This window comes from Methylobacterium sp. WL1 (assembly GCF_008000895.1).
GTDB lineage: Bacteria > Pseudomonadota > Alphaproteobacteria > Rhizobiales > Beijerinckiaceae > Methylobacterium.
On record NZ_CP042823.1, the window covers coordinates 781,066 to 802,354 of the forward strand.

Consider the following 21,289-nt stretch of genomic DNA (forward strand, 5'->3'; position numbering starts at 1 on the left):
CTGAGTAGTGGCCGCACTCTGCGCGGGATGAAAGACCGGGGTTTGACCGTGCCTTTTCCGGTCCGGCCGTCACCCCACATCGGAAAGATGTTTACCATTCGCGCCGCCCGCGACAGCCTCGCCGACCTGCCTTCAATCGAGACCCCACGGCTGTCGATCGCCGCGCTGCGGCCACAGGATGCCCAGGATCTCCGCCGGGTCACCGACGATCCGGCGATCACCGCGGCGGTGGATTTCCTGCCGACTCCCTTCACCGTACGCGACGCCGAAGACCTGATCCGCAGCGGTGGGCGCGGCCAGGACCGCTTCCTGGGGGTCTGGATGCACGACGCGGAGGCGGGCCAGCACGCGGCCGCATCCGACCTTGTCGGCGTGGTCGGCACGCATCTGCGCGGCCCCGGTGCGATCGAGATCGGCTACTGGGTCGGTGGCGCAGCGCGGGGGCGCGGCTTGGCCTACGAGGCGGTCTCGGCGATCCTCGAACTCCTCGGCCGGCGGTTCCCGGCCCGTATCATCGTGGCGGAGTGCCGCCCCGGCAACGTCGCCTCCTGGGGCCTCTTGCAGAAGCTCGGCTTTCGCGACACCGGCGAGGAAGGGCACCGTCCCGGGCGACGCATACTCCAGCGCGGCTGAGCCGCGCCTCTTCGCGCCGCAGGACGACTGCAGGCGCCGTCAGGTCAGGTGTTCAGGGCCTCGGCCAGTTCACCCGTCGCAACCTGCGCCGCCTCGGCGGCCCGGCGCTTCTTCTTGCTGCCCCCGACCTTGATGGTGCGCTCATCCTCCGACACGCGCTCGACGAGGGCGAAGCCATGCAGTTCGGCCAGGCAGGCCAGATCCTGCTCCGGCTCCTCGAGCAAGGCATAGAAGGCGGCCCGCACGATATCCTTCTTGGAGGCATCGGGGTGCTTCTCCCGGACGGCGGCGCGCAACGCCTTCGGCGTCATGCCGGGCGCGGCGACACTCCGCAACGTATCCGACAAAGCCTTTATCACCGGCATGTTCTAAGATCCTCAACCCGCATACGCATCACAGGCGAAGTCTATTACGAGAGTTTACGGCGCCACCGCAAGTTCATTGCGATTCCGGAATCGCTCGAATTGTATGGATTTACCAACCTCTGTGTCGAGAATATACCGTATTGGAGAAGTTCCATATTTTAATTCAACGATCAAACCGAAACTTGAGCAGTCTTGCACAACGGTTTCGGATTGTTCTTGAGGCATGAAAAAACCCCCGGGCCTGTGCCCGGGGGTCTTCAAAAGGGCCGGCCCGGAGGCCGGCATGAAGAATCAGATCAGAACGTGATGCCGGTCTCGACCATGTAACGGTCCTGCGAGGTACGGTTGCCGGTGCGGCCGAAGCCGGTGCCCAGCGAGCCCTCTGCAAGATTCCCACGGGTGATGCCGCCGAGCTCGACGTGAGCGTATTCGACCCGGAAGAAGTAACGGTCGAACGTGAAGGTCGGCGTGACGGTGACTGAGAAGGCGTTGCTGCCAGGACCGAAGCCGAGCAGGTTCGTCTGCGTCGAACCCCGCACACCGGTCTGCTCGGTGTACTCGACCCGGCCGGCTAGGGAGAAGTTATCGGTGAAGGAATAGGCCGCCAGCAGGGCACCGCCGTAGGTGGAAGCGGTGTTGCCGATCCCGACACGCAGGTCACGCTCGACATTCGTGAACTGGAAGTAGGGCGAGATGATCCACGGGCCGTTCGCGTAGGTGTAGTTGATGTTGAAAATTCCGCTGTTCTGCTGCGCGTTCGGCGTAGCGAACTGGTAGCGCGGGCTGCGGTCGAGCGAATTGGTGCGCCCGACATTCAAGCCGCCATTGACGCCAATCGTGTTGTAATCGTCCAGCTTGTAGGCAACGTTGCCGGTGAACCACGTAATTTCGTTGGAGAAGAAGCCGTCCGTGCCGGCGAGCGAGACCGAGAGCGGACCGCTGCTGTAATTGACCTGCACGCCTTGGTTGATGAAGTTCTCCTGCACGAACAGGAGGCCGCGGTTGATGTTCAGGTTCTGATAGGTGAACAGCAGCTCGGTGCCGATCAGGGTGAACATCCGTCCGCCCTGGACCGACCATTCATCGTTGATCTGGATCTTGCCGAAGGCGACCGGAACCGGGCCGAACAGCAAGTCGGTCTGGGTGAACGTCCCGAGGGTGGGGAAGCCCAGCTGCGGGATCGAGTAGCCACCCGCCTGGATATAGAACTGGAATGCGCCTTCGGGCTTCTGAATGATGCCCTGTATGTTCGAGAAGTCGAACCGCGCGGAGCGATCCCGATCATTCGGGGCGGCCGGCGTCGAGAACGACGCGAACGGGTTACTCTGCGTGTAGCCGTAGCCGGTGACGGCGCCGCCGACATACAGGTCGCCCAGCGGACCGGCAGAGAAGCAGGTCGGGTTCGGGTTGGCCTTGATCGTACCGCTGTAAACCGGGCCGATCAGGGTGGCCTTGCAGGGCTCGGCCGGAGGCGCGACGGGGACCGGCGCCGGAGCCGAGAGATCGGCCGCGAGGATGCTGGTCGAGGAGAGCAGCACGGTGGCCAAGCCGGCCAGGGTGGATCGCTTCAGCATGGTTTCGCGGCTCGTTTGGATTGGTTCCCGGCCAAGCTGACACCGACCCGCCGCTGATACAAAATCAAACAAATGGCACTTGCCTAGTTTTTAGTCATTCTTGGACGCCAGGGATGGGTCGGCAGAGGTCTGTGGTTTTGTCGCCACATTTTTCAGCCCGCGTTGCTGCGAGACCTTGTCAGACCGGTGCCCGGATCGTGCGATCCTTCGGCAATAGTGACGAATCAGCCCTCTGCACCGATCCGATCGCAGCGAAACCCGCCGAACGCGTTCCGGGCCAGCCGCTCAGCTAGCGCCGGCAAAAATAGAAGCGCCTCCTCGGCGAGGCGCCAGGGCGGATTCACGATGATCAACCCGCTGCCGCACAGCCGTGTCGGATCGTCCGGCCGGTCGATCAGCAGGTCGAGGCGCAGGGCCGGGCGGGGCAGGGCGGCGTCGAGGTCCCCCACCATGCGGTCGATCGCGGCGGCATCCTTGATCGGATACCAGGCCAGGAACACGCCGGTCGGCCATTTTGCGACCGCCCGAACGAGGTGGGTCCCGAGCCGCTCGATCTCGCCCGGCACTTCGTAGGGCGGGTCGATGAGCACGAGGCCCCGCCGCTCGGGCGGCGGGATCTGCGCGTTGACCGCAGTCCAGCCGTCGAGGCTCAGGACCCTGGTGCGCGGGTCGCGGGCGTAGCGCTCCCCCAGGGTCGCGGCATCCTCCGGGTGGAGTTCCACGAACACGCCCTTGTCGCCGGGCCGCAAGGCTTCGCGGATCACCGCGGGCGAGCCGGGATAGGCCATGGCGCCGTAGCGGGCCTGCACTGCCGCGACGGTCTCCCGGTAGGGCGCCAGCAGCGCCTCGACCTCGGGAGCGAAGGGCGTGTCCATCCGGCCCCAGCCGTCCCGCCACTCGCCAGTGCGGGAGGCCTCGTCGGCGGTCAGGTCGTAGACGCCCAGGCCCGCGAAGGCATCGAGCGCCCGGAACGGCTTGTCCTTGAGGCTCAGGTGGGCGAGCACCCGCGCGAGAACGAGGTGCTTGAGCACGTCGGCATGGTTGCCGGCGTGGAAGGCATGCCGATAGTTCATGGCATCGCCCTCAAGCGGATCCTGCGCTCCAGGTCCAGCCTCGGACCGTAAAAACGGTCAAAAAAGTCAGCGGGCGGCGTCGAGGGTGATATCCGGCGCGCGGCAATTGCTCCGGGCGACCTCGGGGCATGGGGTGAAGCCGCGCAGGTCCTTGGAGAAGCAGATCCGCACCTCCTGCAACTGCCCGCGCGTGCAGGTCACCGCCATCATGTCGGGGCGCAGGCCGCGGTTGGCCGCCACGAACTGCCGGGCGATCTCGATCGGCGCCAGGGTCTGCGGGGCGCCGCCGCCCTTGAGCCCCTCGGGGATCGTGACGGCGAGGCGCGCGTCGCGGGCGGCCTGGAAGTAGCGGGCCGGGTCGAGACCGGAGCAGGTGCCGTGGGTGCGCCACTCGTGTCGGGCGAGCCCCTCGCTCGGATAGACCTGGCCAGCCACCTCAAGCGCCTGCCGGGTCGGCGCCCGCTCCACCGCGGAGCAGTTCTGCGGGTAGCCCCGGGCGTATTGCGGCCAGAGCCCGTGCACGACGAAGCCGAGGCCCCGGCCGGGGGTGCATTGCACGTCGTTCCGGCGCTCGCCGACGCCCGCGCAGTAGGTGGGCGACCAGGAGAGTGCCAGCACGTAGAAATCGAACGCGCCGGGCTCGCCCCGCCGGCTGAAGCCGCCGAAATCCTGGGCGGAGGCCGGCCCGGCGAGCAGCAGGCCGGCGAGGCAGGCGGCGCGAGCGCGCATCCTTAGGGCCGCGCCATCCGGCAGGCCGTCGCGTAAGCGTAGGCGAGGTCGCGGTCGAGGCCGTGGACGCAGAACTCGACGCCCCAGGTCGCCCCGATGATGCCGAGGCTCTCACGCACCGAATAATCGACCTTGCGGCGCACCCCGTCCGACGTGGTGACGGTGGCCGAGCAGAACCGGCGCGGATAGGTGTCGAGGCCCCAGGGTCGCCAGGCGGTGCGCTCGATCGTATCGAACGACCGGATCGTCATCGACGAATTCCAGTACTTCGCCTCCTTCTCGGCGAAGTTGGTCGAGACCCGCTCCAGCACGCTCGGGTCCTGGCAGCCGGGAATCTGCGCGTCGAACGGGAAGATCCGCTCCTCGGCGGGCTCGATATCCTCCCGGGCCGAGCGGGCCAGCGCCGGCTGCGCGACGGAGAGGAGTGCCAGCCCGAGGGCGAGGCTGTGAAGGATCGGGCGCATGGCGCGTGCCTCGACGGGGGTGCTGTCCTGCATGCGCGAGACGATGGCTCGGCTGCGCCGCCAGTCAAGCTCTTGCGCACGATCCGGGACGCTTTAACCGATCTGTGCGGCGCAGCCGCTACAGGTCGGGGCCTACCGAGGCACGGCGGAGACCGGTCGACTCAGTAGATCGGCCCCGTGCTCGGCGGCGGCGCACCGAGCTGCAGTGGCTCGTCGTAATCCTGCACCGACTCCTCCGGGGCGGCGGCGACCCGGGGCAGCTGCGATCCGGGGTGCGGGGCGGACCGGCGGCGCGGAGGTGTAGGCCGAGGCCGCGGGCAGGCGCGCCGGGGCGCGGGCGACCTGCGTCGGACTCGCAGCCTTCGACATCGGCGAGACGCCGTAGGGATCGTCCTCCTCGATATCCACCGGGGCCTGCGGCGCGGCCGGCTGGCGCGGCGGCGGCAACGGGCGCGACAGGGGCCGCTCGGCCCCGCTCCCGAGCTGGGGCGTGAACTTGATGAACGGCTGGCAGATCCGCTTCAGGCCGCGCGGGTCGTGCCGGGCGAGGTCGACGTGGATGTGGTCGTAGTGGAACACGTTCGAGCCCGGCGCCAGCACCGTGGTGAAGCGCTGGCAGGCGCCCAGAAAGATCTCGCGCAGGAAGCTCTGCTCGGCCTCGGTACCGCGCCAGCCGCCCTTGACGGTGATGACGTGGCCGTCGGCGAGCTTGATCGACATCACGTCGATCGCGTTGCCGAAACCGTGCTCGGAGAGCTTCGCACCGGGCTGGTTGTTGCGCCCCCGGCAGGAATACGAGCCGGCGTTGATCTCGGCCACGGGCACGCCGAAATACAGGTTCGCGGCGGGTTGGATCGTGTCGGCGAGCCAGGCCTCGGCCTCGGCGAGCGCCGGGCAACCCAGCGTCATACGCTGCTTCATCACAACCGTGCCGCCGGCGAGCCGCGTCACCCGGAAGGGCTGCTGCATGCCGCACGGGCCGGGCCCATCCATCGCCGCGATCGGCGTGATGAACTCGGTCGGCTCGACCAACTTCTTCGCCAGGCAGACTTGCTCCGCCTGGTCGCGCCACGGGTCGCGCCGCTCGAACCGGTTGATCGAGCAAGCGGTGAGCCCCGCGCCGAACAGCGCCAGGGCGGAGAACAGGGATACGCCACGCCACATGACCCGGACGATGCGCACGGTCGCGTAAAGCGTTCGTCAACGGCGATTCGGGATTGGCGCGGCCTGTGGTTTTTGCGGATTGCGCCCGTCGGCGTCTGATCGGGAGCGGTGCCAAATCGTCGGTGGGACGGGCACCCATGCGCCGAACCCGTATTCACACCGGCGGTGAGGGATCGAGTTGACAGAGCCCGTCGACCGCGGACTGAATACAAGATGCTTTCAATCCTCGACCTCCGCGCCCGCATCGAAGCCGGCACCCTGACGCCTTCGGGCGCGATCGATCTGTGCCGCGCGGCCATCGCCGCGCGGGAGCCGGAGCTGCGGGCGCTGGTCACCCTGGACGACAACCCGGCCATCCCGGAGTCCGGACCGCTCGCCGGCATCGCGGTGGGCGTGAAAGACATCATCGACAGCGCCGGCCTGCCGACGCAGATGGGTTCGTCGCTGTACGCCGGCTGGCAGCCCCGGGGCGATGCCTCGGTGGTGGCGCGTCTGAAGAGCCTTGGCGCCGTGGCGCTCGCCAAGACCACCACCACGGCCTTCGCCAGCAGCGACCCGACCGCGACCGTCAACCCGCACGATCCCGGCCACACCCCGGGCGGATCCTCGGCGGGCTCGGCCGCCGCGGTGGGCGCCGGGATGCTGCCCTTGGCGCTCGGCACGCAGACGGCGGGCTCGGTGATCCGGCCGGCGAGCTATTGCGGCTGCGCGGCGGTGAAGCCGTCGTTCCGGCTGATCCCGACGGTCGGGGTCAAGACGTATTCCTGGGCGCTCGATACGGTCGGGCTGTTCGCAGCCGGCGTCGCGGACGTCGCCCACGCGCTGGCGCTGGTCACCGGGCGACCGGAGATCGACCGGGCCGAGACCGGCTCGGCGCCACGGATCGGCCTCGTGCGGCAGGATTTCGCCGAGGCGCCGGAGCCCGCCGCCGAGGCGGCGCTGGACCGCGCCCGGCGGGCGGCCGAGCGGTCCGGTGCACAGGTCACCGACCTGACGCTGCCGGCGGAGCTGGCGCTCGCCTGGGAGCGCCACCGGATCATCCAGAACTACGAGGGCCGGCTGGCGCTGGCCTGGGAGTACGACGGCCAGCGCGACGCGCTGCCGCCGCGGGTCCGTGAGCATCTCGACGCCGGCGCGGCGATCGGCGCCGCGGAGTACGACGAGGCCCGCCGCCACGGCCACCGGGCCCGCCGGGTGCTCAAGGGCCTGTTCGCCGAGTACGACGCGATCCTCACCTTCTCGGCGCCGGGCCCGGCCCCCGCGACCCTGGCCTCGACGGGCGACCCGCGCTTCAACCAGCTCTGGACCCTGATGGGCGTGCCCTGCGTGAACGTACCGGTGCCGGGCGACCGCCTGCCGGTGGGCGTGCAGGTGATCGGCCGCTTCGGCGACGATGCCCGGGCCCTGGCGGTGGCGCGGATGATCGAGGACGCGCTGCGCGGGTGACGCGTCGGCAGCGCGGATGGCAGGGCCAGGAATTTGGACCTACGGGCGAACGCGGCCGGACTCGTCCGTGGGTCCGGATGCCGGTCTCGCCTACGCATTGGCTGATATCGACCCGACCTAGCCGCATGGTCGACCATAGGCGCTTCCCAAGAGCGGACATTCGCCGGTCGTCAGGCAACTTCGGCTCAGGGTGGTGAGCGGTCTCCACCCCAGGCCTCGAAGGCGGACCTTGGCTCCACGCCCGCTACGTGAGGTTCAAACCTCCATCCGACAGCAAGATTTCCCCGGTAAGATAGTCCGAGGCCGCCAGCAGTGCGACGGCCTGGGCGATATCCTCCGGCTTGGCAGCGCGGCGCATGGGCGACCGCTCCCGCCAGAGCGCCTGGGCAGCAGTCCAATCGGCTGTCAGGGGTGTATCCACTAACCCGGGAGCAACGGCATTCACACGAATGTCCGGCGCCAACGATACGGCGAGCAGGCGGGTCATGTGATTCAACGCCGCCTTCGATGCGGCATAGGGGATCGATGCCCCCTTGGGTCTGATCCCCGCGTGCGAGCTGATGTTGACAACACACGCTGAACGACCTCGCCGCGCGGCGTCCCGCAAAGCGGTTTCGGCTTCTGCCACGAGGCGAAACGGCGCCACTACGTTGACCTCGTGCAACTCGTGCCAGACGGCTGGCGAGGCGGCCTTGAGATCGGCGTGAGGGATGACCCGGCTGATGCCTGCGTTGTTGACCAAGACATCGAGACGCCCCCAGAAGGCGATGGCCTGCCGCACCAGCTTGACCCTGTCGGCGTCATCGGCCAGATCGGCCTGGACGTATGCGGCCCTCCCGAGTTCGGCGGCTAGCGCGTGTCCCGTCTCCGCAGACTTGCGCGAGTGCAACACGACCGCGTAGCCATCGCTGGACAGCCGACGCGCTATCGCCGCCCCGATGCCGGACGTGGACCCGGTCACGAGGGCGACGGGCGGCTCATCCTCAGGGCGCTGGCTCAAGGATTATCCTCCATCCTACGGCCAAGCGGTCTCGGGCCCAGTTACGACCACGTGATCGCCGCAATGGCCCAAGGCGCGGCGTTGTCGTCGGCTTCGGATACCGGAGTTGCCGCATCCAGGAGCGGACATTCGGGGCAGCTGCTTCGGTCGTGAGCGGGCGTGATGGCAGTGTTCGCTTCGCAAGCGGACCGTCCACAAACCACCCTCCGAGACAACGTCACGGCCAAACCGGGCAAGTTCGGGCTCGCGGCCCCGCGCCTCAGGCCATGCGCCTCAACTGCTCGGATCCTCGTGCAGCGTGTCCTCCACGTAGAGCTGCTCCAGCAGCACCTTGATCACCGCCATCAGCGGCAGAGCGAGGGCGATGCCCCAGAGGCCGAAGATCACGCCGAGGATGAGCTGGCCGGCGAAGATCGTTGCCGGGGGTATGTCCAGAGCGCGCTTCTGGATGAACGGCGTCAGGCCGTAGCTCTCCAGGCACTGCACCGCCAGATAGACGCCGACGGCGCCGATCACCGCTTTGAGGCCCGAGGCGAGGGCCGCCAGGATGATCACGATGCCCGCCACCAAAGGTCCCACGGTCGGCACGAAGGCCAGCAGCCCGGCTTGGAGGCCGAGGATCAGCGCGCCGCCGATCCCCAGGAAGGCCAGCCCGGCCCAGGTGCAGACGAAGATCACCGCCATGATGATCAGCTGGCCGAACAGCCAGTGCCGCAGGGTTTCGCCCGCACCGTCCAGCACCTTGGCGGCGCGCCGCCGCTTCTTCGGCGGCACGAACCGCAGCACCCCGTCCCGGTAGGCCTCCGGGTCGGCCGCGAAGGCGAGCCCCAGGAACGCGATCACCAGCAGGTTGCCCAGGGCATCGAACAAGCCGAGGATCACGGCCGCCGCCGGCCCAAGGACGCTGCCCGCGTCGGAGACGATCGAGCTGCTGCTCTTGAGCAGGCCGTTGGCGAGTCCGCCGAGGCCGCCCTCCTTCTGGCCGGGCTCGGCCGAGCCGTCCTTCGGCGCCAGGCTCGGCACGTCGATACCGCGCTCGGACAGCCAGCTCGACACCGTGCCGGCCTGATTCTTGATCGTGGTTCCGAGATCGCGGCCCTGCTGCACGATGGTGGCTCCGCCGTAGGATGCGAAGCCGATCACCCCGACGGCGACCGCGAGGCTGGCGATCGTCAGGCGCAGGCCCCGGGGCAGGGGCAGGACGTGGCCGAGCCCCCGGGTCAGGCCGTCGAGGAACACGCCGAGCAGCACGCCTGCGAAGATCAGCAGGAGCGTGCCCACCGACATCCAGGCCAGCGCCAGCGCCGCGACGAAGCAGACGACGGCGATCCCCGAAGCCGCCAGCGGCAAGGCTCCGCGCCAGGGCCCGACCGGGCCGTCCAACTCCCGAGATTGACCGTCCGTCATCATTGCTCCTGCGTGGCGGGCTCACGAACGCCCCTGACCGGCCGGGGTCAAGGGTGGCGCCGTACCAAGCTTGTGTGCGGCCGGACGAGACCGGACGGCCTTTCGCGCGTTGTCCGCCCACGCAAGCGCTCCCGCCGGGAGCCGGACGCATCCAGGAGAGACCGCGTGAGCAGCAACGAGCCCCACACCCATTCCCTCGGCCCCGGCCGGACCGTGGATACGGGCGACCAGGTCAGCAGCGTGGTCATCCTCGGCCTCGCCGTCGCGGGCGCCCTGGCGGCGGTGCTGCTCAACGCGATCCTGTAGGGCGTGTTCTGGCGCGAAACGGCGAGCGCTCCGAGTCGTCCCGCGCTGGGTCACGGGCCGCATTCCGCTGACGCTGCATGTGCCCGGGAAAGACTGTCTGGGGAATGACTGGACGGCGCGGGGTCTATTGTCCCCAGCGCTCGGCCGCCGCGTCGTCGTGGGCGGCGGCCTCGACCCAGCCGCCGACGGTGCCGTCGGCCAGATGCTCGCGCTTCCAGAACGGCGCACGGGTCTTCAGGTAGTCCATCAGGAAATTCGCCGCCTCGAAAGCCGCGACCCGGTGGCTGGAGGCGGTCACCACCAGTACGATGCCGTCGCCCGGACACACGCGTCCGTGGCGATGGATCACCCGCAGCGCCTGAAGCGGCCAGCGGGCGACGGCGTCCTCGGCGACCCGGAGGATCTCCGCCTCCGCCATGCCCGGATAATGTTCGAGTTCGAGCGCCGCGAGCCGGCCGGCCTCGTCCCGGCACAGGCCCGTGAAGGTGACGACCGCCCCGGCCCGGCCGCCGAGTTCGGCGCTCACCCGGGCGATCTCGGCGGCGGTGTCGAACGGTTCGGCCTGGATGGCGACGCTCGGTGCGGGGGCGCTCATGCTGCGGTCCAACATCCTCGTCCGACGATCCTCAGGCGGCGCGTGCCGGTCCCACGCCTGTCACACCCGGCCGCGCCTCTATATGGCACGTGAAGTCGCATTCGCCCCGGTCGCGGGCGTGATCGGCGGAGAAGGATGACCGTGTGACCCCCGACCTGATCCTGCCCTACGCGGGCGTCCTGCCGGATTTCACGAGCCACCCGGTCTGGTGCGGGCGCGGCAGCACGGTGATCGGCGCCGCCCGGATCGGCGCGCAGGCCTGGATCGGAGACGAGGCGGTGATCCGCGCCGACGGGCAGGCCATCACCCTCGGGGACAGATTCTGGCTCGGCCACCGCTCGACGGTGCACATCGCCACGCTCACCCACGCGACGCAGGTCGGCGACCGGGTCACGGTCGGGCGCAACAGCGTCGTGCATGCCTGCACGATCGGCTCCGACGTCGTGATCGAGGACGACGTCGTGATCCTCGACGGCGCCGAGATCGGCGACACCGCGGTGATCGAGGCGGGTGCAACCGTGTTCCCGCGCATGAGGCTCGCGGGTGGATACGCCTATGCCGGCAGCCCGGCGCGGCCGAGCCGGCCGGTCGGCCCGGACGAGGTCGCCGAGCGCGCCGAGCGCCTGCGCGAGCGGATGGGCGACGGGGCATCCGTCGAACCTGGGCTCCCCCCGGAGGTGGAGGACAGCGTGTTCGTGGCTCGGACGGCGCGCTTGCGTGGACGGGTGAGCCTGGGGGCCGGCGTCAGCGTCCTGTTCTCTTGCGATCTCAACGCCGAGGCCGGGCCGATCGTGGTCGGGGCCGACACCAACATCCAGGACAACACGACGATCCGAAGCCGAGCCGAGGGTGTCGTGATCGGGCGCGACACGACCATCGCCCACAACGTTCGGATCGCCGATTGCCGGATCGGCGCGCGGGCCCTGATCGGCATCGGCGCCACGGTCGCCCCCGGCACACTGATCGCCGACGACGTCATGCTGGCGGCCGGCGCCACCACCGATCCTGGCCAGATCCTGGAGGCCGGCTATCTCTGGGGCGGCCGCCCGGCCCGGATCCTCGCGCCGCTCGACGCCGAGAAGCGCGCGATGATGATCCGCATCGTCGAGGGCTACTGCCAGCACGGGCGGGAGTATCGGGCCGCGCAGGCGGACCTGGCCTGACGGTGCGGCCCAATACGGCCGGAACGCTCAGTGCTGCAGGATCTTCGACAAGAAGGTCTGGGCGCGCTCGGAGCGGGGGCTGCCGAAGAAGTCCTCCTTCCTGGCATCCTCGACGATCTCGCCGCGGTCCATGAAGATCACCCGGTCGGCGACCTTGCGGGCGAAGCCCATCTCGTGGGTCACGACCATCATGGTCATGCCCTCCTTGGCGAGCTCGACCATCACGTCGAGCACTTCGCCGACCATCTCGGGATCCAGCGCCGAGGTCGGCTCGTCGAACAGCATCACCACCGGGTTCATGGCGAGCGCCCGGGCGATCGCCACGCGCTGCTGCTGACCGCCCGAGAGCTGGCCCGGGAACTTGTCCGCCTGGGCGCTCAGGCCCACCCGGGCCAGCAGGTCGAGGCCGCGCTTCTTCGCGTCCTCGGCGCCGCGCCCCAAGACCTTGCGCTGGGCGATGGTGAGGTTCTCGGTGATCGACAGGTGCGGGAACAGCTCGAAATGCTGGAACACCATGCCGACCCGGGAGCGCAACTTGGGCAGGTTGGTCGACTTGTCGATCACCTTGGTGCCGGCGACGGTGATCTGGCCCTTCTGGAACGGCTCGAGGGCGTTGACGCACTTGATCAGTGTCGACTTGCCCGAACCCGAGGGGCCGCAGACCACCACGACCTCACCCTTGGCGACCTTGGTGGAGCAGTTGGTCAGCACCTGGAAGTCGCCGTACCATTTGCTGATGGCGTCGATCGAGATCATCGTCCCGCCGGGGGCCGCGTCCGGTACGCCGGAGACGAGGGCGCCCGGCTGCAGCCCGGCATCGCGAGGCGCGTGGGCGGCGTCGGCGACGGGTTCCTTGACGGACGGGGCCGGCATCGGGGTCGAGGTCATGGCGCGGACTCCAGTGTCGGTCAGCGGATGATGGCGACGCGGCGCTGCAGGCGACGCACCAGGAACGAGGCCGTGAAGCAGATCACGAAGTAGACGATGGCGGCGAAGATATACATCTCGACGAGGCGGCCGTCGCGCTGCGCCACCTTCGAGGCGGCGCCCATGAAGTCGGTGAGCGAGAGCACGTAGACCAGGGAAGTATCCTGGAACAGCACCACGGTCTGCGTCAGCAGAAGCGGCAGCATGTTGCGGAAGGCCTGCGGCAGGACGACGTTGGCCATGGTCTGCCAGTAGTTCATCCCGAGCGCCAGGGCCGCCCCGGTCTGTCCCTTCGGGATCGACTGGATGCCGGCCCGCATGATCTCGGAGAAGTAGGCCGCCTCGAAGGCCATGAAGGTGATCAGCGCCGACGGGAAGGCGCCGACCTGGATCGGGGTCGAGGCGCCGGTCACGTAGGCGCCGATATACGGTACCAGGAAGTAGAACCAGAAGATCACCAGCACCAGCGGCAGCGAGCGGCACAGCTCGACATAGCCCTTGGCGAGGTGGCTGAGGCCCGGCACGCTCGAGAGCCGGGCCATCGCCAGCAGCGTGCCGATGATCACGCCACCGACCGCCGCCATGGCGGTGAGCGTCACCGTGAAGACCATGCCCTGCCCGAACAGGTAGGGCAGGGACGAGAGGATGACGTTGAAATCGAAATTCGAGAGCATCGGGACCTGTTCGCGGTGGCCGAGCGCCGGCGGATCGGGGAAATCGGGGGCGGGGCCGGCGCCTCAGCGCTGGCCGGGGATCGCGACGGCGCGCTCCAGGTAGGTCGCCGCGGTGACGACCACGAGGTTGACGATCACGTACAGCAGCGTCGCCGCCGTGAACGCCTCGAACACCTGGAACGAGAATTCCTGCATCGAGCGGGCGCGAGCGGTCAGCTCCAGGAGGCCGATCGTCAGGGCCACGGAGGTATTCTTGAGGTTGTTCAGGAATTCCGAGGTCATCGGCGGCAGGATGATCCGGTAGGCGTTCGGCAGCAGGACGTACCGGTAGGTCTGGTAGACCGTGAAGCCCATCGCGGTGCCGGCCATGTTCTGGCCACGCGGCAGCGACTGGATGCCGGCCCGGACCTGTTCGGCCACCCGCGAGGCGGTGAAGAAGCCCAGGCACACCACCGCGGTGTAGAACGGCGCGTCAGGCATCTGCTTGATCGCGTCGCCGAACTGCGTCGGCACCACCTCGGGCAGCACGAAGTACCAGAGGAACATCTGCACCAGCAGCGGCACGTTCCGGAACAGCTCGACATAGGTCGTGCCGATCGCGTTGGCGGTCTTCGACGGCAACGTGCGCAGCACACCGATCAGGGAGCCGAGGAAGAACGCGATGACCCAGGAGCACAGGGCGGTGGCGATCGTCCACATGAGCCCGGAGAGCAGCATGTCGAGATAGGTGCCCGTGCCCTCGGGCGAGGCATCGAAGAAGATGCGCCAGTTCCAATTGTAGTTCATCGCGCTGGTTCTGCCCTGATCTTACGAAGGCGCACCGCAGGGCAGGGCCCCGCGGTCCGCGTCACGCTGGACGGCTCTCAGTAGGCCGCCGGATCGGGGCTGGCGATCGGCGTCGTGAACTGCTTCTTCATCTCCGCGCTCATCGGCAGGTTGAGGTTGATGTTGCGCGGCGGGATCGGCTGGGTGAACCACTTGTCGTAGAGCGCCTTGCCCTCGGGGCTCGTATAGAGCTTGGCGGTGGCCTCGTCGGCGACCTTCTTGAACGCCGTGTCGTCCTTGCGCACCATGATCCCGTAGGGCTCGGGCTTGGACAGGGCTTCGGTGGAGATCTCGTAGGCCGACGGGTCCTTGGAGGAGGCGGCCAGCGAGGCGAGCAGCACGTCGTCCATCACGAACGCCACGGCGCGGCCGGTCTCGACCATCAGGAACGCCTCGGCATGGTCCTTGGCCGGCAGGATCGTCAGGCCGAGCTTCCGCTCGGTGTTGGCCTCGTTGATCTGCTTGATGTTCGTGGTGCCGGAGGTCGACACAACGGTCTTGCCCTTCAGGTCCTCGATCGTGTGCAGGTTGGCCGACTTCTTCGAGACGTAGCGGGTCGCGGTCAGGAAGTGCGAGTTGGTGAACCACACCTGCTTCTCGCGCTCGGCGTTGTTCGTCGTCGAGCCGCACTCGAGGTCGATCGTTCCGTTCGCCATCAGCGGGATGCGGGTGGCGGAGGTGACCGGGTTGAGCTTAACCTCGAGGTTCGGGAGGCCCAGATTGGCCTTCACGGCGTCGGCGATCTTGAAGCAGATCTCCATCGCGTAGCCGACCGGCTTCTGGTCGCCGCCGAGATAGGAGAACGGCACGGAGGCGTCGCGGTAGCCGATGACGATGGCGCCGTTGTCCTTCACCTTCTTGAGGGTACCGGTCAGATCCTCGGCCCGCAGGCTGAGGGGGGCCAGGGCGAGGCTCAGGCCGAGCGCCGCGGCAAGGCCACGGCGAGCGATATCAGACTGCATCGGTACGGAACTCCTGGATCGTGTCGAACGGGATCGGCTGGCGGCTCGGCGCTCGGCCCCGCCCGCTCGGGCGACGCCTCTGCAATGATGGTGCCGGAAGCTGGGCTGCAGCGCCGCGCAGGTCTGTGGCGGACGACGTACGACCGGCCGCCACCGTCGCGCGAGCGTCCCCGGTTGCGTGTCCCGCCGCCGTCATTCGGCCTCCCCCGGCAGGTCGCGGCAGCTTGCCGGCCCGCGTGCCGCCGGCATCATGCACAATTCTTGAGCGTACGCACCGGGTAGCGCGGCGGGAAGAACAATTAAGGCTGACGAATCCACCGTTCCGGAAACGCAGACGCCGCCCCGCACGCGTGCGAGGCGGCGTCTGCCCGGATTGGATGCAGATTACTTGGTCAGTTCGTTGCCGGTGTAGTCGATCTTGCCATCGGCGCCCTTCTTCCACTCGTACAGGACGTAGTCCGGCCGGGTGATGTCGCCCTTCTTGTCGTACGCGATCGGGCCGACAACCGTGTCGACCGGCTTGCCCTGGTGCAACCACTCGGCGAGCTTCTTGCCGTCGGTGGATCCGGTCTCGGCCATCGCCTTGGCGAGCACCTGGACGGAGGCATAGGAATAGAGCGTGTAGCCCTCGGGATCGATGTTCTTGGCCTTGAACGCGGCCAGGGCGGCCTTGGCGTTCGGGTTCTTGCGGGCATCCGGCGGGAAGGTGGTCAGCGTGCCCTCGGCGGCCGGACCGGCGATCGCCACCAGCTCGCGGTCGACCATGCCGTCGCCGCCCATCAACGTGGCCTTGAGGCCCTGGTCGCGCATCTGGCGCAGGATCAGACCGGCCTCGGTGTAGTAGCCGCCGAAATAGACGATGTCGACGTTGGCCGACTTCAGTTTCGAGACGAGGGCCGAGTAGTCCTTCTCACCGGGGTTGATGCCCTCGAAGATCACCGGCTTCACGCCCTTGGCCTTGAGCACCATCTGGGTCTCGTCGACGAGGCCCTTGCCGTAGGGGGTCTTGTCGTGGACGAAGGCGATCTTCTTGTCCTTGTAGTTGGCCACCAGATAGGCGCCCGCCACCGCAGCCTGCTGGTCGTCGCGGCCACAGGTGCGGAAGGTGTTCCACATCCCGCGCTCGGTGAACTTCACGTTGGTCGAGGCCGGGGTGATCTGGATGATTCCGGCGTCGAGGTAGACGTCGGAGGCCGGGATCGACACGCCGGAATTGTAGTCCCCGACCACCATCTTGACGCCGTCGCTGGCGAACTTGTTGGCCACCGAGACACCCTGCTTGGGGTCGGAGGCATCGTCGCCGATCAGGACCGTCAGGGTCGTGCCCTTGATCCCGCCGGCCTTGTTGATGTCGTCGACGGCTTGGCTGGCGCCGTTCTTGAACTGGACGCCGATGGCGGCGCTGTTGCCGGTAATCGGCGCCGCGATGCCGAGCTTGACCTCGGCCGCCTGCGCCGCGGCGATCATTGCACCGAGAGCGAGCCCGGCGAGCAGAAACGATCTCATCGCTAACATCCCCTAGATTACAGGTCCGCCTGTGCGGATCCGGCCGAACTCACCGTCCCCCGTCCGCCACGGAATCCCGTGTACGCCACGTCAGCGGTGAGGTTCTTTCGTAGAGCCAGCGGTACTGGCTCGTCATCTGGCGCGTCCGCGTGAACCGGAAGCCGGCCGCACCGATGATCATGACGACGGTCGCGTCGATCGCGTAGTAATGGAGCGAGACGAGCGTCCCCGAGAACAATGCGAAGTGGATGAAGCGCACGGCCGCCGCCACGAGGAGCAGCGCGAGCGCGCATTGCCAGAATGGCCGCCAGCCCCGGGCGACCGCGCGGGCGGCCATCCAGCCGGCCCAGCCGCCCATCACCACGGTGACGAGCAGGAACAGCCAAGCCGATTCCTCCTCGTACAGGATCCCCTGCAGCATGCTCATGCCCCGACCGGGCCGGTATGGCCCCCTTCCAGATAGGCGGCCTTGACGTTCGGATCGTCGAGCAGCGCCCTGCCGGTTCCGCTCAACGTGACGCGACCGTTGACCAGCACGTAGCCGCGATGGGCGAGCTTCAGGGCGTGGTAGGCGTTCTGCTCGACCAGAAAGATCGTCATGCCGTCCGTGCGGTTCAGCTCCCGGATCGCGTCGAAGATGCCCTTGACCACCAGCGGCGCCAGGCCGAGCGACGGCTCGTCCAGGAGCAGCAGGCGCGGACGGCTCATCAGCGCCCGGGCGATGGCCAGCATCTGCTGCTCGCCCCCCGACATCGTGCCGGCGCGCTGGTTCAGGCGCTCCTTCACCCGCGGGAACAGGGTGCAGACCTTCTCGAGATCCTCCTGGAAGTAGCGCTCGCCGTGGAGCGAGGCGCCCATCTGGAGGTTCTCGAACACGCTCATCCGCGGGAAGACCCGGCGGCCCTCCGGCGATTGTGCGACGCCGAGCCGGGCGATCTCGTGGGTCGGCAGCCGGGTGATGTCGCGCCCGTCGTACGTGATCGTCCCGGTGCGCGCCTGGGGGCTGCCGAAGATCGTCATCATCAGGGTCGACTTGCCGGCGCCGTTGGCGCCGATCAGCGTGACGATCTCGCCGTCGGCGACGTCGATATCGACGCCCCGTAGGGCTGCGACGCTGCCGTAATAGGTCGAGACGTCGCGCACCGCGAGGAGCGGGGGCTTGCCCCCCGCCTGGATCGCCCGGGTTTCCTCGACCAGGACGTTGATACCGGCCACGCTCATACCGAAGCCTCCGAGCGGTTCACGTCCGGACGCGTCGGGTCCCCGTGCGGCACCGTGATGCCGACCTCGGCCTCCACGGCTTCCACCTCGTCGTCCTCGACGCCCAGATAGGCGGCGATCACCTTCGGATCCGCCCGCACCTCGGCCGGGGTGCCGTCGGCGATCTTCTGGCCGTAATCCAGCACGACCACGTGATCCGAGATCTCCATCACCACCGACATGTCGTGCTCGATCAGCAGCACGGAGGTGTCGTGCGCGTCCCGGATGTGGCGCAGCAGCGCGTTGAGCTCGGCGGACTCACGCGGGTTGAGGCCCGCGGCCGGCTCGTCGAGGCAGAGCAGCACCGGATCGGTGCACATCGCCCGGGCGATCTCCAGCCGGCGCTGGGCGCCGTACGGGAGGGCGCCGGCCGGATCGTCGGCCCGCGCCATCAGGTCGATCCGGTCGAGCCAGGCCTTGGCCCGCTCGATCGCCTCGGCCTGCGCGTCCCGGTAGCCCTTGAGGCCGAGCAGACCGAACAGGGTGTAGCCGGAGGCGCGCATCAGCGGCTTGTGCTGGGCGACCAGCAGGTTCTCCAGCACCGTCATGCCCTGGAACAGGCGGATGTTCTGGAAGGTCCGGGCCACCCGGGCGGTGCGGTTGACCGCGTGGTTCGGCAGCCGCTCCAGTAGGTGCGTGGTGCCGTCGTCATGGGCGAGCCGGAGCATGCCCTCGGTCGGCTTGTAGAAGCCGGTGATGCAGTTGAACACCGTGGTTTTGCCGGCCCCGTTCGGGCCGATCAGGGCGGTGATGTCGCCGCGCCTGGCCTCGAAGGACAGGCCGGAGACGGCGGTGAGCCCGCCGAACCGCATGGTCAGGTGCTCGACGGCGAGCACCGGCGGGGCGGAGACCTGCGCCTGCGCCCGGGGATCCGGATGAAGCGCCATCAGCCGTGCCCCTCGCTCACATGCGCACCCGAGACGGCGCGGCGCTCGCCCAATGACACGGAGGGCAGGCGCACCGAGATCAGGCCCCGCGGTCGCCAGACCATCATCGCCACCATGGCGAGCCCGAACAGCAGCAGGCGGTACTCGTTAGGATCGAAGCCGTCACCGAAGACGGCTTTGAGGAAGCCGAGGTTGCGCAGCATCTCGGGGCCGCCGACCATGGCCACCGCCGCGATGGCGACGCCGACCTGGCTGCCCATGCCTCCCAGCACCACGATTGCCAGGATGATCGCGCTCTCCAGGAAGTTGAAGCTCTCAGGGCTGATGAAGCCCTGGCGCACCGCGAAGAACGAGCCCGCGATGCCGCCGAACGCCGCCCCGAGGGCGAAGGCCGTGAGCTTGGTCGCCGTGGTGTCGATGCCGAGTGAGCGGCACGCGATCTCGTCCTCGCGCAGCGCCTCCCAGGCCCGCCCGATCGGCAGCCTGCGCAGGCGCAGGGTGACGAAGTTCGTGAACAGGGCCAGCGCAAGGATGAGGTAGTAGAGGAACACCAGCCGGTGCATCGAATCGTACGGGATGCCGAACCGGGCGGCGAAGCCGTCCTCGCCGGCGCTGAACGGGATGCCGAAGAAGGTCGCCCGCGGGATCGACGAGATGCCGGCCCCGCCCCCGGTCACGTCCGTCCAGTTGATCAGGACGAGGCGGATGATCTCGCCGAAAGCCAGCGTCACGATCGCGAGGTAGTCGCCGCGCAGGCGCAACACGGGGAAGCCGAGCAGCATCCCCCACAGGCCGGCGAACACGCCCGCCAGCGGCAGGCAGATCCAGAACGACAGGCCGAAGGTGGTCGACAGCAGCGCGTAGGAATAGGCGCCGACGGCGTAGAAGGCGACGTAGCCGAGATCGAGCAGGCCGGCGAGGCCGACCACGATGTTGAGGCCCCAGCCGAGCATCACGTAGGTCAGGATCAGGATGCCGAGATCGATCCAGTAGCGCGCCGACGACAGGCCGCCGGTGGCCGCAGCAGCGATCGCCGGCAGGGTCAGGGCGATGCCGACGAACAGGTACAGGCCGACCTTTGAGGTCTTCTGTCCGGCCGCGGGCTCGCCCTGGACCGCCTCGGTGGCCTGGGCCGGGGAGGGGGTCAGGGCGCGGCGGGCGTCCCGGCGCAGGAGAACGAGGCGCTGGAGGACGCGGACGACGAAGATCGCCGCGCACAGCGATGCCACGAGGCCCCAGCGGGGCAGGAGCAGGAGGTCGCTGCCGGGTCCGGCCTCCGTGCGGTAGCTGATGATCGGCACGCAGAGGCCGAAGGCGACGAGCGCGTAGATCGCGGCATCGCGCAGGATGCCGGCCATCGCGGATCCGGGAATCGCGGTGGCGGTGGTCGCGGAGTTGGGGTTCGCCATCAGACCTTCTCGACCTCCGGCCGGCCCAGGATGCCAGACGGCATGAAGATCAGCACGATCGCCAGGATCGAGAACGCGGCGACGTCCTTGTACTCGATGGAGAAGTAGGCCGACCAGAAGGTCTCGATCAGCCCGATGATCAGGCCGCCGAGCACGGCGCCGGGGAGCGAGCCGATCCCGCCGAGCACCGCCGCGGTGAACGCCTTCACGCCGGGCACGAACCCGTCCGAGAACGACACGACGCCGTAGTACATCAGGTAGAGGACCCCGGCGACGGCCGCGAGCGCGGCGCCGAGCACGAAGGTCAGCGAGATCGTCCGGTCGACGTCGATGCCCAGCAGGGCGGCCATCTTGCGGTCCTGCTCGCAGGCGCGCTGCGCCCGGCCGAACGGGGTCCGCTGCACGAGATACCAGAAGCCGGTGAGCAGCACGGCCGTGACCGCCATGATCAGGATCTGCTTGTAGGCCAGGAACACCGCGTAGCCGTCGCGCTCGAACAGCGTGATGCCGCCCGAGAGCATCGGCGGCGTCGGCTTGTTGCGTGCGCCCTGCACCACCTGGACGAAGTTCGACAGGAAGATCGAGACGCCGATCGCCGAGATCAGGGGCGCCAGCCGGAACGAGCCGCGCAAGGGCCGGTACGCGATCCGCTCGATCGCCCAGCCCCACAGGGCGGTGAGCACCATGGCGACCACGAGGACGATCAGGAATGCCAGGGCGATCGAACTAATGCCCAGCCAGGTCGTCAAGAGAAGGAAGGTGATCAGCGCAATGAAGCAAGAGACCATAAACACATCGCCATGGGCGAAGTTTACCATTCCAATAATTCCGAACACCATCGTGTAACCGATCGCGATCAGACCGTAGATCGAACCGAGCGTAAGCCCGTTTATCAGCTGTTGTACGAAGACGTCCATGTA

The 21,289-nt window shown here is 68.3% G+C and carries 22 protein-coding genes and 1 pseudogene; 4 read left to right on the plus strand and 19 right to left on the minus strand.

The features are described from left to right. Positions 1 to 87: 87 nt before the first annotated feature. The gene (locus tag FVA80_RS04115) at positions 88 to 633 is read left to right on the plus strand and encodes a GNAT family N-acetyltransferase (RefSeq protein ID WP_147907600.1); all 546 of its coding nucleotides are present in this window, start codon (positions 88 to 90) and stop codon (positions 631 to 633) included. 44 nt (positions 634 to 677) lie between these two features. On the opposite strand, the gene FVA80_RS04120 is transcribed toward FVA80_RS04115, so the two are convergent. The 6 genes and pseudogenes from FVA80_RS04120 to FVA80_RS04145 all read right to left on the minus strand — a co-directional run bounded on the left by FVA80_RS04120 (position 678) and on the right by FVA80_RS04145 (position 6,002). Next, a complete protein-coding gene (locus FVA80_RS04120) occupies positions 678 to 998 on the minus strand; it encodes a hypothetical protein (RefSeq protein WP_147907599.1) in 321 nt (106 codons plus the stop codon). Positions 999 to 1,294: 296 nt separating this feature from the next. Then, positions 1,295 to 2,572 carry a porin gene (locus FVA80_RS04125; protein WP_147907598.1) on the minus strand — a complete coding sequence of 426 codons (1,278 nt, stop codon included), beginning with the start codon at positions 2,570 to 2,572 and terminating at the stop codon, positions 1,295 to 1,297. A 224-nt stretch (positions 2,573 to 2,796) separates the two neighbouring features. After that, a complete protein-coding gene (gene rlmJ / locus FVA80_RS04130; RefSeq protein WP_147907597.1) occupies positions 2,797 to 3,645 on the minus strand; it encodes a 23S rRNA (adenine(2030)-N(6))-methyltransferase RlmJ in 849 nt (282 codons plus the stop codon). Positions 3,646 to 3,711: 66 nt separating this feature from the next. Then, positions 3,712 to 4,374 carry a ribonuclease T2 gene (locus FVA80_RS04135; RefSeq protein WP_147907596.1) on the minus strand — a complete coding sequence of 221 codons (663 nt, stop codon included), beginning with the start codon at positions 4,372 to 4,374 and terminating at the stop codon, positions 3,712 to 3,714. Positions 4,375 to 4,376: 2 nt separating this feature from the next. After that, positions 4,377 to 4,838 (minus strand): hypothetical protein, encoded by a 462-nt coding sequence (locus tag FVA80_RS04140; RefSeq protein WP_007562510.1) that lies wholly within the window; start codon positions 4,836 to 4,838, stop codon positions 4,377 to 4,379. 161 nt (positions 4,839 to 4,999) lie between these two features. Continuing rightward, positions 5,000 to 6,002, minus strand: a pseudogene (locus tag FVA80_RS04145) (extensin family protein). 213 nt (positions 6,003 to 6,215) lie between these two features. On the opposite strand from FVA80_RS04145, the gene FVA80_RS04150 reads away from it, so the two are divergent. Then, a complete protein-coding gene (locus tag FVA80_RS04150) occupies positions 6,216 to 7,448 on the plus strand; it encodes an amidase (RefSeq protein WP_147907595.1) in 1,233 nt (410 codons plus the stop codon). 244 nt (positions 7,449 to 7,692) lie between these two features. Here FVA80_RS04150 and FVA80_RS04155 read toward each other — a convergent pair whose 3' ends face one another. Next, positions 7,693 to 8,448, minus strand: coding sequence for an SDR family oxidoreductase (locus FVA80_RS04155; protein WP_147907594.1), 756 nt, complete (start codon positions 8,446 to 8,448; stop codon positions 7,693 to 7,695). A 273-nt stretch (positions 8,449 to 8,721) separates the two neighbouring features. Next, on the minus strand, positions 8,722 to 9,855 hold the full coding sequence (locus FVA80_RS04160) for an AI-2E family transporter (RefSeq protein ID WP_187193589.1): 1,134 nt from the start codon (positions 9,853 to 9,855) through the stop codon (positions 8,722 to 8,724). 165 nt (positions 9,856 to 10,020) lie between these two features. Between FVA80_RS04160 and FVA80_RS30310 the strand changes: the two genes are divergently transcribed. Beyond that, a complete protein-coding gene (locus FVA80_RS30310) occupies positions 10,021 to 10,161 on the plus strand; it encodes a hypothetical protein (protein ID WP_187193590.1) in 141 nt (46 codons plus the stop codon). Between the two features lie 124 nt (positions 10,162 to 10,285). Here FVA80_RS30310 and FVA80_RS04165 read toward each other — a convergent pair whose 3' ends face one another. Continuing rightward, positions 10,286 to 10,756, minus strand: a complete 471-nt coding sequence (locus FVA80_RS04165) for a molybdenum cofactor biosynthesis protein MoaE (RefSeq protein WP_147907593.1) — start codon at positions 10,754 to 10,756, stop codon at positions 10,286 to 10,288. 143 nt (positions 10,757 to 10,899) lie between these two features. On the opposite strand from FVA80_RS04165, the gene FVA80_RS04170 reads away from it, so the two are divergent. Beyond that, on the plus strand, positions 10,900 to 11,919 hold the full coding sequence (locus tag FVA80_RS04170) for a gamma carbonic anhydrase family protein (protein WP_147907592.1): 1,020 nt from the start codon (positions 10,900 to 10,902) through the stop codon (positions 11,917 to 11,919). Between the two features lie 27 nt (positions 11,920 to 11,946). Here the strand turns inward: FVA80_RS04170 and FVA80_RS04175 are convergent, their stop codons facing one another. From FVA80_RS04175 to FVA80_RS04220, 10 genes are all read right to left on the minus strand, one after another. Then, a complete protein-coding gene (locus FVA80_RS04175) occupies positions 11,947 to 12,675 on the minus strand; it encodes an amino acid ABC transporter ATP-binding protein (protein WP_147907626.1) in 729 nt (242 codons plus the stop codon). Between the two features lie 152 nt (positions 12,676 to 12,827). After that, positions 12,828 to 13,520, minus strand: a complete 693-nt coding sequence (locus tag FVA80_RS04180) for an ABC transporter permease subunit (RefSeq protein ID WP_147907591.1) — start codon at positions 13,518 to 13,520, stop codon at positions 12,828 to 12,830. Positions 13,521 to 13,583: 63 nt separating this feature from the next. Continuing rightward, the gene (locus FVA80_RS04185; protein ID WP_147907590.1) at positions 13,584 to 14,306 is read right to left on the minus strand and encodes an amino acid ABC transporter permease; all 723 of its coding nucleotides are present in this window, start codon (positions 14,304 to 14,306) and stop codon (positions 13,584 to 13,586) included. Positions 14,307 to 14,383: 77 nt separating this feature from the next. After that, positions 14,384 to 15,307, minus strand: coding sequence for an amino acid ABC transporter substrate-binding protein (locus FVA80_RS04190; RefSeq protein WP_147907589.1), 924 nt, complete (start codon positions 15,305 to 15,307; stop codon positions 14,384 to 14,386). A 384-nt stretch (positions 15,308 to 15,691) separates the two neighbouring features. After that, on the minus strand, positions 15,692 to 16,813 hold the full coding sequence (locus FVA80_RS04195) for a branched-chain amino acid ABC transporter substrate-binding protein (protein WP_147907588.1): 1,122 nt from the start codon (positions 16,811 to 16,813) through the stop codon (positions 15,692 to 15,694). A gap of 49 nt (positions 16,814 to 16,862) precedes the next feature. Next, positions 16,863 to 17,231 carry a DUF6867 family protein gene (locus tag FVA80_RS04200; RefSeq protein WP_147907625.1) on the minus strand — a complete coding sequence of 123 codons (369 nt, stop codon included), beginning with the start codon at positions 17,229 to 17,231 and terminating at the stop codon, positions 16,863 to 16,865. Positions 17,232 to 17,236: 5 nt separating this feature from the next. After that, on the minus strand, positions 17,237 to 18,034 hold the full coding sequence (locus FVA80_RS04205; RefSeq protein WP_147907587.1) for an ABC transporter ATP-binding protein: 798 nt from the start codon (positions 18,032 to 18,034) through the stop codon (positions 17,237 to 17,239). Continuing rightward, entirely contained in the window at positions 18,031 to 18,960 is a 930-nt protein-coding gene (locus tag FVA80_RS04210; protein ID WP_147907586.1) for an ABC transporter ATP-binding protein, read from the minus strand. Before FVA80_RS04210 ends, FVA80_RS04205 begins: the two co-directional genes overlap by 4 nt. Beyond that, the gene (gene livM / locus FVA80_RS04215; protein ID WP_147907585.1) at positions 18,960 to 20,369 is read right to left on the minus strand and encodes a high-affinity branched-chain amino acid ABC transporter permease LivM; all 1,410 of its coding nucleotides are present in this window, start codon (positions 20,367 to 20,369) and stop codon (positions 18,960 to 18,962) included. Before livM ends, FVA80_RS04210 begins: the two co-directional genes overlap by 1 nt. Continuing rightward, a complete protein-coding gene (locus tag FVA80_RS04220; RefSeq protein WP_147907584.1) occupies positions 20,369 to 21,286 on the minus strand; it encodes a branched-chain amino acid ABC transporter permease LivH in 918 nt (305 codons plus the stop codon). Before FVA80_RS04220 ends, livM begins: the two co-directional genes overlap by 1 nt. Between the last annotated feature and the right edge of the window lie 3 nt (positions 21,287 to 21,289).